The organism is Burkholderia sp. Ac-20384 (assembly GCF_017104605.1).
GTDB classification, from domain to species: domain Bacteria; phylum Pseudomonadota; class Gammaproteobacteria; order Burkholderiales; family Burkholderiaceae; genus Burkholderia; species Burkholderia lata.
In genome coordinates this window covers 1-13,715 of sequence record NZ_JAAGPE010000050.1, presented here as the reverse complement: position 1 = coordinate 13,715, position 13,715 = coordinate 1, and the positions used below count along the sequence as shown (strand labels likewise).

The 13,715-nt window shown below is 66.4% G+C and carries 15 protein-coding genes; 9 read left to right on the top strand and 6 right to left on the bottom strand.

Annotated elements, in window-relative coordinates:
- The first annotated feature begins 35 nt into the window (after positions 1–35).
- Positions 36–911: a LysR family transcriptional regulator gene (locus tag G3O00_RS12455; RefSeq protein WP_011356411.1), complete on the top strand. Its 876-nt coding sequence runs from the start codon at positions 36–38 to the stop codon at positions 909–911.
- Here the strand turns inward: G3O00_RS12455 and G3O00_RS12450 are convergent, their stop codons facing one another.
- From G3O00_RS12450 to G3O00_RS12440, 3 genes are all read right to left on the bottom strand, one after another.
- Positions 912–1,472 carry a hypothetical protein gene (locus G3O00_RS12450; RefSeq protein ID WP_206143109.1) on the bottom strand — a complete coding sequence of 187 codons (561 nt, stop codon included), beginning with the start codon at positions 1,470–1,472 and terminating at the stop codon, positions 912–914.
- Positions 1,473–1,613: 141 nt separating this feature from the next.
- Positions 1,614–1,964, bottom strand: a complete 351-nt coding sequence (locus tag G3O00_RS12445) for a hypothetical protein (RefSeq protein WP_174932095.1) — start codon at positions 1,962–1,964, stop codon at positions 1,614–1,616.
- Between the two features lie 475 nt (positions 1,965–2,439).
- Entirely contained in the window at positions 2,440–3,360 is a 921-nt protein-coding gene (locus G3O00_RS12440; RefSeq protein ID WP_011356414.1) for a LysR family transcriptional regulator, read from the bottom strand.
- A gap of 325 nt (positions 3,361–3,685) precedes the next feature.
- Between G3O00_RS12440 and fae the strand changes: the two genes are divergently transcribed.
- From fae to G3O00_RS12420, 4 genes are all read left to right on the top strand, one after another.
- Complete coding sequence (fae, locus tag G3O00_RS12435; RefSeq protein WP_011356415.1) at positions 3,686–4,210, top strand: formaldehyde-activating enzyme; 525 nt, start codon at positions 3,686–3,688, stop codon at positions 4,208–4,210.
- A 41-nt stretch (positions 4,211–4,251) separates the two neighbouring features.
- Entirely contained in the window at positions 4,252–5,274 is a 1,023-nt protein-coding gene (locus tag G3O00_RS12430) for an aldo/keto reductase (protein ID WP_206143108.1), read from the top strand.
- Positions 5,275–5,322: 48 nt separating this feature from the next.
- Positions 5,323–6,774 (top strand): NAD-dependent succinate-semialdehyde dehydrogenase, encoded by a 1,452-nt coding sequence (locus G3O00_RS12425; protein WP_206143107.1) that lies wholly within the window; start codon positions 5,323–5,325, stop codon positions 6,772–6,774.
- 175 nt (positions 6,775–6,949) lie between these two features.
- The gene (locus tag G3O00_RS12420) at positions 6,950–8,284 is read left to right on the top strand and encodes an MFS transporter (protein WP_241025102.1); all 1,335 of its coding nucleotides are present in this window, start codon (positions 6,950–6,952) and stop codon (positions 8,282–8,284) included.
- A gap of 161 nt (positions 8,285–8,445) precedes the next feature.
- Here G3O00_RS12420 and G3O00_RS12415 read toward each other — a convergent pair whose 3' ends face one another.
- Positions 8,446–8,739 carry a type II toxin-antitoxin system RelE/ParE family toxin gene (locus tag G3O00_RS12415; protein WP_206143105.1) on the bottom strand — a complete coding sequence of 98 codons (294 nt, stop codon included), beginning with the start codon at positions 8,737–8,739 and terminating at the stop codon, positions 8,446–8,448.
- Positions 8,740–8,741: 2 nt separating this feature from the next.
- On the bottom strand, positions 8,742–8,999 hold the full coding sequence (locus tag G3O00_RS12410; RefSeq protein WP_011356420.1) for a type II toxin-antitoxin system ParD family antitoxin: 258 nt from the start codon (positions 8,997–8,999) through the stop codon (positions 8,742–8,744).
- A 228-nt stretch (positions 9,000–9,227) separates the two neighbouring features.
- Between G3O00_RS12410 and G3O00_RS12405 the strand changes: the two genes are divergently transcribed.
- The 3 genes from G3O00_RS12405 to G3O00_RS12395 all read left to right on the top strand — a co-directional run bounded on the left by G3O00_RS12405 (position 9,228) and on the right by G3O00_RS12395 (position 11,133).
- Positions 9,228–9,947 carry a hypothetical protein gene (locus G3O00_RS12405; protein ID WP_206143104.1) on the top strand — a complete coding sequence of 240 codons (720 nt, stop codon included), beginning with the start codon at positions 9,228–9,230 and terminating at the stop codon, positions 9,945–9,947.
- Between the two features lie 158 nt (positions 9,948–10,105).
- On the top strand, positions 10,106–10,783 hold the full coding sequence (locus tag G3O00_RS12400) for a hypothetical protein (protein WP_241025099.1): 678 nt from the start codon (positions 10,106–10,108) through the stop codon (positions 10,781–10,783).
- A complete protein-coding gene (locus G3O00_RS12395; protein WP_206143102.1) occupies positions 10,780–11,133 on the top strand; it encodes a hypothetical protein in 354 nt (117 codons plus the stop codon). Before G3O00_RS12400 ends, G3O00_RS12395 begins: the two co-directional genes overlap by 4 nt.
- Positions 11,134–11,272: 139 nt before the next feature.
- Here the strand turns inward: G3O00_RS12395 and G3O00_RS12390 are convergent, their stop codons facing one another.
- Positions 11,273–12,148 (bottom strand): LysR family transcriptional regulator, encoded by an 876-nt coding sequence (locus G3O00_RS12390; protein WP_011356423.1) that lies wholly within the window; start codon positions 12,146–12,148, stop codon positions 11,273–11,275.
- 221 nt (positions 12,149–12,369) lie between these two features.
- Here G3O00_RS12390 and G3O00_RS12385 point away from each other — a divergent pair, with 221 nt between their 5' ends.
- Complete coding sequence (locus G3O00_RS12385; protein WP_011356424.1) at positions 12,370–13,308, top strand: LysR substrate-binding domain-containing protein; 939 nt, start codon at positions 12,370–12,372, stop codon at positions 13,306–13,308.
- The last annotated feature ends 407 nt before the right edge of the window (positions 13,309–13,715 follow it).

Below are 13,715 nucleotides of genomic sequence, written 5' to 3'. Positions count from 1 at the left end.
AATGCTGATCGTTACGTTCAGTTTTCCTGATACCTATGAAGATGCTCGATCACGACGTGCTGGCCACCGTCGTCGCCGTCGCGGAGACCGGCAACATGACCCGCGCCGCGGAGGCCGTGAACCGCTCGCAGTCGGCCGTGAGCATGCAGATCAAGAGCCTGGAAGACGCGATCGGGCGGCCGCTGTTCGTGCGCAAGCCGCGCAGCATCGTGCTGACGCGCGAAGGTGAAGTGCTGCTGGGATTCGCCAGACGAATGCTGGCGCTGCGCGACGAGGCCTGGGCGGCCGTGGTGCGGCCGGAAGTGACCGGCAAGGTCGTGATCGGCGTGCCGGACGACTATGCGTCGTCGCTGCTGCCGTCCGTCCTGAAGAAATTCTCGGCGACCTACCCGAAGGTCGAGATCCAGGTGATGGGGCTGCCGAGCAGCGCGCTCGCGCCGCTGATCAAGGACGGCACCGTCGATCTCGTGTGCGGCACGCGCATCAAGGGGCTGTCGGGCGACTTCATCCGCCATGAGCCGATGGCGTGGGCCGCGATGACGAACGGGCCGCGCGTGTGGGAAGAGCGGCCGCTGCCGATCGCGGTGTTCATGCCGGGCAGCGTCGCGCGCGAGAACGCGATCCGCAGCCTGGAGCGCGCGAAGGTGCCGTACCGCACCTCCTATGAAAGCCCGAGCCTGCTCGGGTTGCTCAGCATGGTCGAGGCCGGCCTCGCGGTCGCGCCGCTCGCGCGCTGCGCGATTCCCGCGCAACTGTCGATGCTCGGCCGCTCGCACGGGCTGCCCGACCTGCCGCCGCTCGAGCTGATCCTCGCGCGCAGCACGAAATCGAAACGGCCGCCGTGCGACTTTCTCGCGGAACAGTTGATGGAAGACCTGCAGCGGCAGACCGGGCAGACCGGCGACGCGTGATCAGCGCGTCGCGCCGAATCCGGCCGCGCCCAGCGCCGCGTTGACGTTCGCGGCCACCCCATCGACGAGTGCCTCGAGCGTATCGCCGCGCACCTGCGCGTGTTCCGGTGCGAGGAGCTCCTTGCGTTGCCAGCCCCACTGCGCACCCGACGCAACCGACAGCGTCGCGCCGAAGCGATTGCCGTGGCGGAGGCCGAAGGTGCTCACGCGCCGCCCGGCCACATAGTCCTGTTCGGGCAGACAGAGCCGGATCTCGACGGCGACCTGATCGCGATCGTTGACGCGCGCGGCCGGGCTGACCGTCGCGGCGAACACCTTGCCGATCCGCCAGGTCACGCAGGTTTCCCACGCCGCGAGCGGCCCGCCGGCCGCGTCGACCCGTTCGGTGTCGACCGACCACTGATGCCGGTCGGGCACGACGATCGCCTGATGCAGCAGCACTTCGGCCACCCGCACCGTCGTCACGAGCTGACGCGCGAGCTGCTGGCCCGACGGCAGCGACACCGTCCGTACGCGGCGGCTTTCCGGCCGCGCGACATGCACTGCTTCCATGAGGTCCATGACCCCTCCGTATTCAGGATCGACGCCGCGCACGCGGTGTCGCACGCCGGTCCGCCGCGTGCGGGCGGACGGCATGGCGACCGGGAATCGGGCGGCGGATCGAACAAGCCATCGAGGAACGAGCAACAACCGTTCCCCGCTTCACCGCGCCTTCGGCCCGATGCGCAAACGACGCGCGACCGGCCCGATCACCGCATCGGCCTGCTGCGCGATCAGCATGTGCAGCGTGAAATCCAGGTCTTCCGGCGCAATGTCGAAGTGCACGTGAACCACGTCGCGCACGGCGCGCGCGCTGACGACATACACACCGAGCGGGGAATGCAGCAGCGCCGCGAGCCGGGCGTGCGCGTGTTCGCCGGAATCGGCCGTCAGCGTGACGGGCAACTGCAGGCGCGGGCGCGGCGGCGGGAAAGGAATGACGTTGTTGCGTGCGCCGGCGCGCAACTGGCGGCCGGCGACATTGAAGGCGGGAACGGGATGAATGAAGGTCATGGAGCGGACGGAAGCCGTCTCGGCTGTTCGACACGTCCTCAGCTTAGAAGAGACGGCATAAACGTCGTGCAAAAAAACGCGGTGGCGGTGCAAAAAACGGCATGGGGGACATAACACGTCACCGGCACCGGCTGGCGGCTGGCGGCTGGCGGCTGGCGGCTGATCGTAAGGTCGTTCGGTCGTTCGGTCGTTCGGTCGTGCGGTCGTGCGGTCGTGCGGTCGTGCGGTCGTGCAGTCGTGCAGTCGTGCAGTCGTGCAGTCATGCAGTCATGCAGTCATGCAGTCATGCAGTCATGCAGTCATGCAGTCATGCAGTCATGCAGTCATGCAGTCATGCAGTCATGCAGTCATGCAGTCATGCAGTCATGCAGTCGTGCAGTCATGCGGTCGTGCAGTCGCCATGCGCGCACGGCGGTCGCGCGCCACGGTTCGCATCAACCTCGTCTACGCTGCGTTCGCCCCCGCGTTCATCCCGCTAAGCGGCGAACGCCTCTAGCGATGCGCGCCGCCGCTCGTCGACCATCGATTCGATCATCGACACCAGATCGTCGGTCAGCGGATCGCAGATGCCCGGCGAGCGATGCAGCTCAAGATCGGCCGCCGGCAGCGACGGAAAGCCGTCCGCCTCGTCGAGCACGCGCCAGTTCTCGGGCAGCGTGCAGCGGTCGATCATCGTCACGGCAGCGCCGTGGTTCACCGCGATCTTGATGCCGGTCGGGCTCTGGCTCGTGTAGACGACATGAAACGACCGGTCGGCCGTCGCGAGCGCCTGCAGCCCGCGCTGCCGGTAACAGCACGTTTCCGGGAACAGCGCGAGCGGCACCGACGCATGGCTGTCCAGCGCGAAATCGCGGTGCGCGGCCCACACGACGTCGTGCCGGCCGAGCACCCGCCCGCCCGCGCCGGGCCCGTGCCGGACGACGAGCGCGACATCGAGTTCGCCGGCCTGCAGCCGTTCGAGCAGTTCGAGCGACATCCGGCAATGCACGTGCAGGCGCGCGCCCGGCCGCATCGCATAGAACGACTTCAGCAGGTCGGGCAGCCACAGCTCCGCATAGTCCTCGGGCAGCCCGAAGCGCACGACGCCGCGGTCGCTGCTCGCCTGCTTCAGCGCGAGGATCGCGTCGTTCTGCACCTGGATGATCCGCCGCGCATGGATCAGGAAATTCTCGCCGTCGCGGGACAGCTCGAGGCGCCGGCTGTTGCGCATGAACAGGTGCGTGTCGAGCCGCTCCTCGAGCGTGCGGATGCGCAGGCTGATCGTCGATTGCGTGCGATGCAGTTGCCGGGCCGCCGCGGTGAAGCCGCCGCTCTCGACCACGGCGACGAATGCCCGGATCAGCTCCGGATCGAGCGAACTGAGCTTCGACCAATCGGGCTTTTGAATGGCAGCCATCGAAATTACTCGCTTTCGAAAAAAGAAGGGAAGACGAAAGATAGGGCTCGGAGTACGCCGATTGTTGTCCAGATGCGCTCGGCCCTCCAACCCCTGCCCGGGTATGACAAACCCGGAGCCGGTACGCGCATGCCCACCCGCCGATCCCGCCCCTCCTGCCGTCACGACAACGGCCGAGGCCCGCCCGGCGGGCATTCGCGTGTCGGATTCAGGGCTTTCCCGGAGACGACGAAAACTCATAGCCCGATCAGAAAACATCGATTCACTGGCCGCGCCACGGCCCACCACAATCGCCTCACACCAACCTCATCGACGAGACACCGCAATGACCGCATCCCAACCCAGGCAGCTTTACATCGGCGAAGGCTTCGAAGGCCCCGGCGTCAACCTCGCGCACATCAACGTGCTGGTCGGCCCGCGCAACGGCCCGGCGGGCCAGGCGTTCGCCACCGCACTCGCGACGCCGTCGGCCGGCCACGCGCCGTTCGTCGTGATCGCGCAGCCGGGCGTGCCGACCAAGCCGCTCACGCTGTACGTGAACAAGGCGCAGATCGCCAGCGATTTCCACGGCAACGCCACGTGGGGCGCGTCGCAGGCCGGCATCGCGAAGGCCGTGGCCGAAGCGCTCGAGAACGGCACGCTGCCGCCCGAAGCGGAGAACGACTGGGTCGTCGTGTCGGCGAACTGGGTGAACCCGCAGACCGACGATCTCGACGCCGTGTTCGAGAACAACTACCGCGCGTGCCGCAACGCGATCGTCGCCGCGATGGAAGGGCTGCCGCATCGCGACGCGGTGTTCGCCGCCGCACGCGACGTGTCGAACCCGTTCTACACCCCGAAGAAAAACTGACGACGACAAGCGGCCGACACAAGGCCGCACCTGGAGGAAACATGGAATACGTCCGCCTCGGCCAGTCCGGCCTGAAGGTGTCCCGCCTGTGTCTCGGCACGATGAACATGGGCACGCCCGAATGGAAGCCCTGGATCTTCGACGAAGCGCAGAGCGAGCCGATCGTGCGCCGCGCGCTCGACGCCGGCGTCAACTTCATCGATCTCGCGGATTTCTATTCGACGGGCGTCGGCGAGGAAGTGGTCGGCCGCATCCTGAAGCGCAACGCGCGCCGCGAGGAGCTCGTCGTGACGACCAAGGTCGGCTACGACATGGGCAGCTATCCGAACGCGGGCGGCCATTCGCGCAAGCACGTGCTCGACGGCATCGACGGGTCGCTGAAGCGCCTCGGGATGGATTACATCGACATCTTCATGCTGCACTTCTTCGACGTGAACACGCCCGTCGAAGAAACGATGAGCACGCTGCACGACATCGTGCGTGCAGGCAAGGCGCGCTATATCGGCGTGTCGACGATGTACACGTGGCAGTTCGCGAAGATCATGCAGGCCTGCGAACGAAACGGCTGGGACAAACCGATCAACATGCAACTGCAGCTGAACCTCGCGTATCGCGAGGAAGAGCGCGAGATGGTGCCGTACTGCATCGACCAGGGCGTCGGCGTATCGGTGTTCAGCCCGCTCGCGCGCGGCCTGCTCACCTGCGAGCCGCAATCGACGCGTAATCAAACCGACTTCTTCACCGCACAGATGTATGGCGACGCATCGTCCCTCGCGATCGCGGAATCGGTCGCGAAGGTCGCGAAGCGCCGCGGCGTGCCGCCCGCGCAGATCGCGCAGGCATGGGTGCTGAGCCGCCCCGGCATCGCGAGCATGCTGGTCGGCGCGGATTCCGTCGCGCAGTTCGACAGTGCGCTCGGCGCGCTCGAAACGCAGCTCACCGAAGAAGAACTGCACGAGCTGGAGCGCAACTACACGCCGTGCGACCTGATCAACGACTACACGGCCGGCAAGCGCATCGCGCGCGAGTCGCGTCCGGCGCAGGGCAGTTTCGCGACGGAATGAAGGACTGAAGGACTGAGAGGCTCCGAGGCACTGAAGGAACGACACACAATGAATGAATTTCTGAGGACCGGCCATTACATCGGCGGTGAATGGCACGAATCGCACGGCGCGAGCGACGCGACCTATCCGGTGCTGAACCCGGCAACCGGCGAGACGATCGCGAAGGTCGCGAAAGGCGGCGCCGACGACACGCAACGCGCAATCGATGCCGCCGCTCACGCGTTTCCCGCGTGGCGCGCACTGACCGCGAAGGAACGCGGCGCCCGCGTAAAGCGCTGGGGCGAGCTGATGCTCGAGAATCGCGATGCGCTTGCCGAGCTGCTGACGCGCGAGCAAGGCAAGCCGCTCGCGGAAGCGCGCGGCGAAGTCGCATATGCGGCGAGCTTTCTCGAATGGTTCGCGGAAGAAGCGAAGCGCATGTACGGCGACGTGATCCCGAGCCCGAAGCCCAATTCGCAGATCGTCGTCACGCGCGAGCCGGTCGGCGTTGTCGCGGCGATCACGCCGTGGAATTTCCCGCTCGCGATGATCACGCGCAAGGCCGGCCCCGCGCTCGCGGCCGGCTGCACGATGGTGCTGAAGCCGTCCGAGGAAACGCCGCTGTCCGCGTTCGCGCTCGCGGTGCTCGCCGAGCGCGCGGGCGTGCCGGCCGGCGTGTTCAACGTCGTGTCGGGCGATGCAGTCGCGATCGGCGAGACGCTGACGAGTTCGTCCGTCGTGCGCAAGCTGTCGTTCACGGGCTCGACGCGCGTCGGCAAGCTGCTCGCGAAGCAGTCGGCCGACACGCTGAAGAAGCTGTCGCTCGAACTCGGCGGCAACGCGCCGTTCATCGTGTTCGACGACGCCGATCTCGATGCGGCGGTCGAAGGTGCGATCGCGTCGAAGTTCCGCAATACGGGCCAGACCTGCGTGTGCGTGAACCGCTTCCTCGTGCAGGACGGCGTGTACGACGCGTTCACGCGCAAGCTCGCGGACGCGGTGCGCAAGCTGCGTGTCGGCAACGCGCTCGCGGGTGAAGTCGACCAGGGGCCGCTGATCAACGAAGCGGCGCTCGGCAAGGTCGAGCGGCACGTGGCCGACGCCACCGCGAAGGGCGCGCACGCGCTCACCGGCGGCAAGCGTCACGCGCTCGGCGGCACGTTCTACGAGCCGACCGTGCTGACCGGCATGACGGCCGACATGCTGATCGCCGAAGAGGAAACCTTCGGCCCCGTGGCCGGCTGCTTCCGCTTCGCGACCGAGGAAGAAGCCGTGGCCGCGGCCAACGACACGCCGTTCGGGCTGTCCGCGTACTTCTACACGCGCGACCTTGGCCGTGCATGGCGCGTGTCGGGTGCGCTGGAGAGCGGCATGGTCGGCGTCAACGACGGGATCATCTCGACCGAAGTCGCGCCGTTCGGCGGCGTCAAGCAATCGGGGCTCGGCCGCGAAGGTTCGAAGTACGGCCTCGATGAATACGTGGAACTCAAGTACACGCTGATGGCCGGCCTCGGCCGCTGACCACCGGCCGCTCCCCGCGGTCGACCCGGACCGCGCGCCGCCCGGCCGCGCGGCCGCGCGGCGCCTCGCACGACGCTCGCGGCGGCGTTCCGTCGGCGCGCGCCGCTGCGCGCCCGATAACAATCCAGGAGGCAGCTTGACTCAAGCCAACGTTCAATCCGGCACCGCACGCGCGTTGCCGCTGTCGCGTGGCGCCGATGCGCCGCACCGCCCCGTCGCGCTCGACGACGTGCCGCTCAACCGTTTCCACGTGAAGATCGCCGGCCTGACGTTCGGCGCGCATTTCACCGAGGGCTACACGCTCGGCACGATCGGCTACGCACTCGCCGCGCTCGGCAAGCAGATGCCGATCGACGCGTTCTGGATGGGGATGATCGGCAGCTCGGCGCTGATCGGCATCTTCTTCGGCAGTCTCGTGTTCGGCTGGTTGTCCGACCGGATGGGCCGGCAGAAGATCTTCCTGACGAGCTTCGTGATCATCACGGCGGCCGCGTTCGCGCAGTTCTTCGTCACGTCACCGCTCGAACTGTGCATGCTGCGCGTGCTGATCGGCTTCGGAATGGGCGGCGACTTCACGGTCGGCCATGCGATCCTCGCCGAATTCTCGCCGCGCAAGCATCGCGGCGCGCTGCTCGGCTCGTTCAGCGTGATCTGGACGATCGGCTATGTCGCCGCGAACGTGCTCGGCCTCGCGTACAGCGACGCCGCGCCCGATGCATGGCGCTGGCTGCTCGCATCGGCGGCGCTGCCTGCGCTGATCGTGCTGGTGCTGCGAATCGGCACGCCAGAATCGCCGCGCTGGCTGCTTGGCAAGGGCCGGGAGAAGGAAGCGCGCGCGATCGTCGCGAAGCATTTCGGGCCGCACGTGATGCTCGACGGTTCGACCGAGCCGCATGCGCATGGCGGCTTCTCGCGGCTGTTCCAGCGTGACCTGATCCGCCGCACGGTGTTCAACTGCGCGTTTTTCGTGTGCCTGGTGATTCCGTATTTCGCGATCTACACGTTCCTGCCGACGATCCTGAAGACGATCGGCCTCGCCGAAGGCTTCGGCGCGGACCTGCTGCTGAACGGCTTCCTCGTGCTGGGCGCGCTGATCGGTATCTGGCTGACGATCCGGCTGTCGCGGCGCGGCTTCCTGATCGGCTCGTTCGCGGTGACGTGCGCGTCGCTCGTCGCGCTGGCGGTGCTGCCGTCGTCGGCGGCCATCGCGATGATCGTCGCGTTCGCGATCTTCACGCTGACGATGTCGGCGTTCAGCAATCTCGTCGGCGTGTTCCCGCCCGAGTGCTTCCCGACCGAAGTGCGCGCGAGCGGCGTGGGGCTCGCGATCGCGTGCAGCCGGCTCGGTTCGGCGATCGGCACGTTCCTGTTGCCGGTCGGCATCGCGACGCTCGGCTTCCACGCGACGATGTTCGCGCTCGCGGGCGTGCTGTTGGTGGGGATGATCGTGTCGATCGCGTGGGCGCCGGAGACGAAGCATCTGACGCTGGAGGAGGCGTCGGGGCATTGATGAGGGCGGCGGGTTGTGTGACCGCCTGCTTCATCGCGCTCGATCAAGGCTTTCGCATCGACGCGACGCAGATGCGCCGCGGCGATGCCAAGCGGGATTCGAACGAACCCGGCCGTGGCCGGGTTCGCTCATTCCGGACGCGATGCGATGCGCACGTTCGCTCAGAACAGGATCGACGCGTAGTCTCGCGCGCCGTGAAGGACGTGAAGAATGTCGATGCGCGTCGGTGGGTCGCCGACGACCCGATAGAAGATCTGGTAGTTGCCGTACACGCGATGCCGTACGCCGTGACGCTCGAAGCGCGGCACCAGCGGAAACGCCAGTGGCATCGCGGCAAAACTCAGGCATTTTTCGCGAATCTCCCGCACGAACGTCACGGCACGTTGCGGGTTGTCGCGTGCAATATAGTCGGCGATCGCTTCGAGTTCGGTAATCGCAAAATCGGACAGGCGCACGGTCAGGCCTGACGATCCGCCTGGGCCCGATACTTCGCCTCGAGACGATCGAAGACTTCCGCTGCGTCGGCGCCGCGTCCGGCTTCCGCATCGGACAGGCTGCGTGCGATCACCGCGTCCAGCGCATTCAGTTGCGCCTCGCGATCCTGGATCAGGCGCACGCCTTCGCGAAGCACTTCGCTCTTGGATCCGTAGCGCCCCGATTCGACCAGCTTCGCGACGTAAGTCTCCAGCTGCTGGCCCAGTTCCGCACTGATCATGTCGACCTCCCGGCCGGATTGAATTCGATCCACCAAGCGTATCGTTCTTATCAACTATTATCAAGAAGACGATCTCCGAAGGATCGGCGCGAATGTTTTCGAAGTGCCGATCGGGCGGATGGAAGGAACGGGAGGCGCTTCCGGCAGGCCGCTGCGGCGCCGGCATTCATCCGGTTTTCGCCTTCACTCGTGTAGCCTTACCGGACCCTCACCGTGCGGACACCGATCATGATTGAAGACATCGTCACGCCACAACCTAGCCTGAAGGTCTATCCGCCCGACGCCGACGTCTTTGCCGAGTCCAACGCCGCACTCGCGCGCCACCTGCATCCGCTCGTGTCGATCGACCTGTCGGCGGTCAATCCGTCTTGGGAGGGCTGGATCCACCTGCTCAGCCCCATCGAACCGTACGACGGGCTCGTCGGGCAGGACACGGCCGCATATCACAACGACTATCTCCGCGCGAACTGGATCGGATTCCGGCTCGACGACGACAACCGCTACACGCTGCTCGGCGACCCGCGCTACTTCTATCTGGAAAACCCACCCGGCGCGCATGACGCGGGCTATCGCGAGGAACTGGAGGCGCACTACGCCGAGCAACAGGCCAGCATCGACACCGCGCGCCAGCGGTTCGCCGAATACGGCGTGCTCTACTCGTCCAACCAGTACGCGCCGGACGAGCGCGATTTCAGCCAGGAAAAGCCGTGCAACCTGATCGACCAACTCGGTGGATCGGTCGGCTGGGGCAACTGGTCGGGCACCTCCGACTTTCCGGTCGACGACAGCGATCCCGACAACATCCGGCCGATCGGCCCCGACGGCGCGCGCTTTCGCTTCGTCGCCGGTGTGACCGGGTGGGAATATCGCGCGATGGGGGCGGACTGGATTCTGCTGTTTTACGAGCCGGTCAGCCGCGTGGCACTGCTGACGTTCGACTGGTCGTAACGCGGGCGGGACGGGCAGCCACCGTGCGATGTTCGGTCTAGCCGTTCGGCTGACTCGGCGGGCCGAAATCGCGCCGATATGCTGGGGACTTTCTATTTCTGCCCGCAGCCATGTCCGCCCCGCCTGTCGACCTCAGTCATGTTCTGCCATACGAAACGTTGTACTTCGACGATCGGCTTGAGGTCGATCGAAACGACCTGGATATTTCGACGTTTCTCGGCGTGAACGGCGATGTCTCCGACAAACTGCTCGTTTCGTTGTGTGGCGCACCCACTGGATCGGAAATTCAAGCCTATCTCGACAGCAGAGGCCGGTTGACCTTTTCGGTCACGAACCCCACCTGGATCCGATCCGAAAACCGCATATCGGTCCGTCGAGAATTGGACACATCCCTACTCGAACTCAAGACAATCGATCTCGTCGATCACGCAATCGCGGGACTCGGTGCGGCGATGCTGTGGCGGATCGTCAGGGCGTCTGATACGTTGGGCATCACCCGAATCATTGCATTCGCAGCGGGGGGCCGGAAGGCGGCGCCCAAACCGGGCGGCCGGCGGCTATTCGGGTACTACGCATGGCCACGATTCGGTTTCGACGCGCCCATTCCCGACAAACGCGGCGATGAAGCGGCGCTGTTCCAGTATTTCCAGGGGCACCCGGTCGGTCTTGCCGACGGATCGCTTCGGTCGCTGCGTGCGCTCTACGCAACACCATTCGGGCGAGATTTCTGGCGCGTAGCGGGATCACATCGCTGGATGACATTCGACGTCGCACCGCACGGCACGTCCGTGCGGGCGCTGCAAAAATACTTGATCGAAAAGGGGATTTACGAATGAACACAAAGCACACGCCGATCGCCGGATTCCGGATCACGCGCCCCACGGCGAAGCGCGGCCGGCCGTCGATCCGGCATCGTCTCGCCCTCAGCGCCGAAGCCAGGCACCTCCTCGATGCGCTCGTCACAACCGAACTCCATCACAGCCTGGCGCGCGTCATGCACAAGTCCGCCGTCGGGCATGACACGCGGCCGGCTGACATGCCGGCATCCCCGCCGCGACGCGCCGTCTTCAACGTCGGGCGTATCGATCTCTCGAAGTGCCAGATGCCTGTCGAATCGATCGCCGACATAGAATTCTGGGGACGCCGGGAAACACTCATGCACTTCGGGCACGACCCCGACCGGTAGCCAGCAACGATCGTGTCGATCCGCCTATGGTAACGATCGTTGACACAGACAAAAGCCGAAAGGGCTACACGACACACGCGGACTGATCCGATTGCTTCCACCGAAAGATCAGCCGCGTCTCAGCCTCGACGCACCCGCCCTACCCCCGCCTCCCCGCCTGCCCCCGCAACCACTCAGCAAACGCGACCACCGGCTCGACCGCCACACTCTCCGGCTCGACATCGAGCCAATACCCGAACGGCCCGATCGGCTGCACTGGCGACAGCCGCACGAGGCTGCCCTCGCCGATCTCCTCCTCGATCATGTTGAGATCGACTACCGCGAGCCCCGCGCCCTTGCGCGCCGCGCGGATCGCCTGCTCCAGCGTGGAAAACTCGATACCGTCACCGATCCGCGCCAGCGGCACGCCCGCCTGCTCGCACCAGTCGGCCCACAGCGCGAGGCGCTTGCCTTCATGCAGCACATGCAGCGACGGCAACCGGCCGAGCAGCACATCGAGCGCATCGCCGCGATAACGCGGCGCGCCGACAAGCGCATGCCGCTCCATCATCAGCAGCTCCGACTGCATCCCGGCGCGCGCCGCGCGCCCGAAGCGGATGTGGCAATGGCAATCGTCCGCCGGCTCCGTGCGGATCGACAGCTCGACGTCGGGCAGCGCCTCCGCGAGCGTGCCGAGCCGCGGCGAAAACCACTGCGTCGCGAACGTCGGCGGCAGCGACACCGTCAGCCTCCGCTTCGCACCTGGCCGCGCGGCGGCGATTTCGCCGACGCCGCGCTCGATCGTGTCGAACGCCTGCCCGATGAACGGCAGCAACCGCTCGCCGGCATCGGTCAGGCGCACGCCCTTGTGATCGCGCTCGAACAGCCGCGCGCCGAGCGCTTCCTCGAGCAGCCGGATCTGCCGGCTCACCGCCCCCTGCGTCACGCACAGCGAAACCGCCGCGCGGTTGAAGCTCAGGTGACGCGCGGTCTCCTCGAAAAATCGCAGTGCGATCAACGATGGCAGGCGTCGCATGATGTGTGTCCCTTTCGTTCGTATCGTTCGTGTTGTTGCCGGCCGGCATCGCCGGCCCTCCTGCAGGCAGCCTTGTCGCCACCCGGCGCGCCAGCCGCCGCGCCGTCAAAACCCCGAGGGCCCGCGCCCCCGTCGCCTCCATTCATCGTCCCCGCGCCCACGGCCACCCGCCTACAATAAGCATCCCGCACCAAACACGACACCGCCCCGTGAGACGCAAGATGCCGGCGCTGAACGCGCTGAAAGCCTTCGAGATGGCCGGCCGCACCGGCAGCTTCACGCGCGCGGCCGAGCTGCTCAACGTGACGCAGAGCGCGGTGAGCCGCCAGGTTCGCCAGCTCGAGGGCCAGCTCGGCGAAACCCTGCTCGAACGTCGCCATCACCAGCTCGAACTGACCGCGGCCGGCCGCGTGCTGCTGCGCGCACTGCAGCAATCGTTCGACAAGATCGAGCTGACCGTGCGCAGCCTGCAGGAAAAAACCCACCTGAACCGCCTGCGCGCGAACGTGCCGCCCACCTTCGCCGCGCGCTGGCTGATGCCGCGCCTCGGCCGGCTGCGCGACGCGCATCCCGAATTCGAGCTGAGCCTCACGACCCGCATCCACGACAGCCTCGGCGAATCGCGCGTGCTCGACTGTGCGATCCGGTTCGGCGACGGCGAATGGGACGGCTTCGACAACGCGCTGCTGATGCAGGAGCAGCATATCGCCGTCTGCGCGCCCGCGCTGTATGCGCGGCTGCGACAGGACGGCGCGCCGATCGACCTGAACCGCTTCACGCTGCTGCACGTGCTCGCCACCGACGACCAGCGCTACCTGACCTGGCAGCACTGGCTGAAGGCCGCCGGCATCGCCGACGTCGACACGCGCGGCGGCTACGAATTCGACCTGCTCGACCATGCGATCCGCGCGGCGATCGACGGTCTCGGCATCACGATCGCCGACCGCCACATGGTCGCGCGCGAACTCGCGACCGGGCAGCTGATGCAGGTACTCAACGTTCATGTCGACGGCCACCAGTCGTACTGGTTCGTCACGCGGCCCGAGCAGACGAACCTGCCGCACATCGTCCAGTTCCGCGACTGGCTGCAGCAGGAAGTGTGGCTCGCGAAGCGCCATCTCGAACCGTCGTCGCCGCTGCCGCAAGTGCCGCTCGCCTAGCGCGCGATCCGTCCCCGATCGCCCTCGACCACCCGCCGCGGGCGACACCTTACCGGCTTCCACGCCCGTCCGCATTCGGACCCGTCGGAAAATACGACAGCCCTCCGCTCGCCCCGCCCAAGGCCCGCGCCACGGCAGCCTTGCCGGACGGGCGACTCCGGCCGACTTACCGAGTAACGTGCTTTTTTCTCATGCTCGGCGCGAAAATAAGTCGTTTGTCGTGCACTAAACGCATGACCAGAATGGCCTCCATCCCTTGCCACGCGTGTTCGCCAGTCGAAGCGATCCGCCTGCATTCATCGGAGGAGTCACTTCATGCGCACCGAACGCAACTACGTGAACGGCCGTTTCGTCGCCCCGGAAAGCGACACGTTCATCGTCGTCCACAATCCCGCCACCGAAGCGCC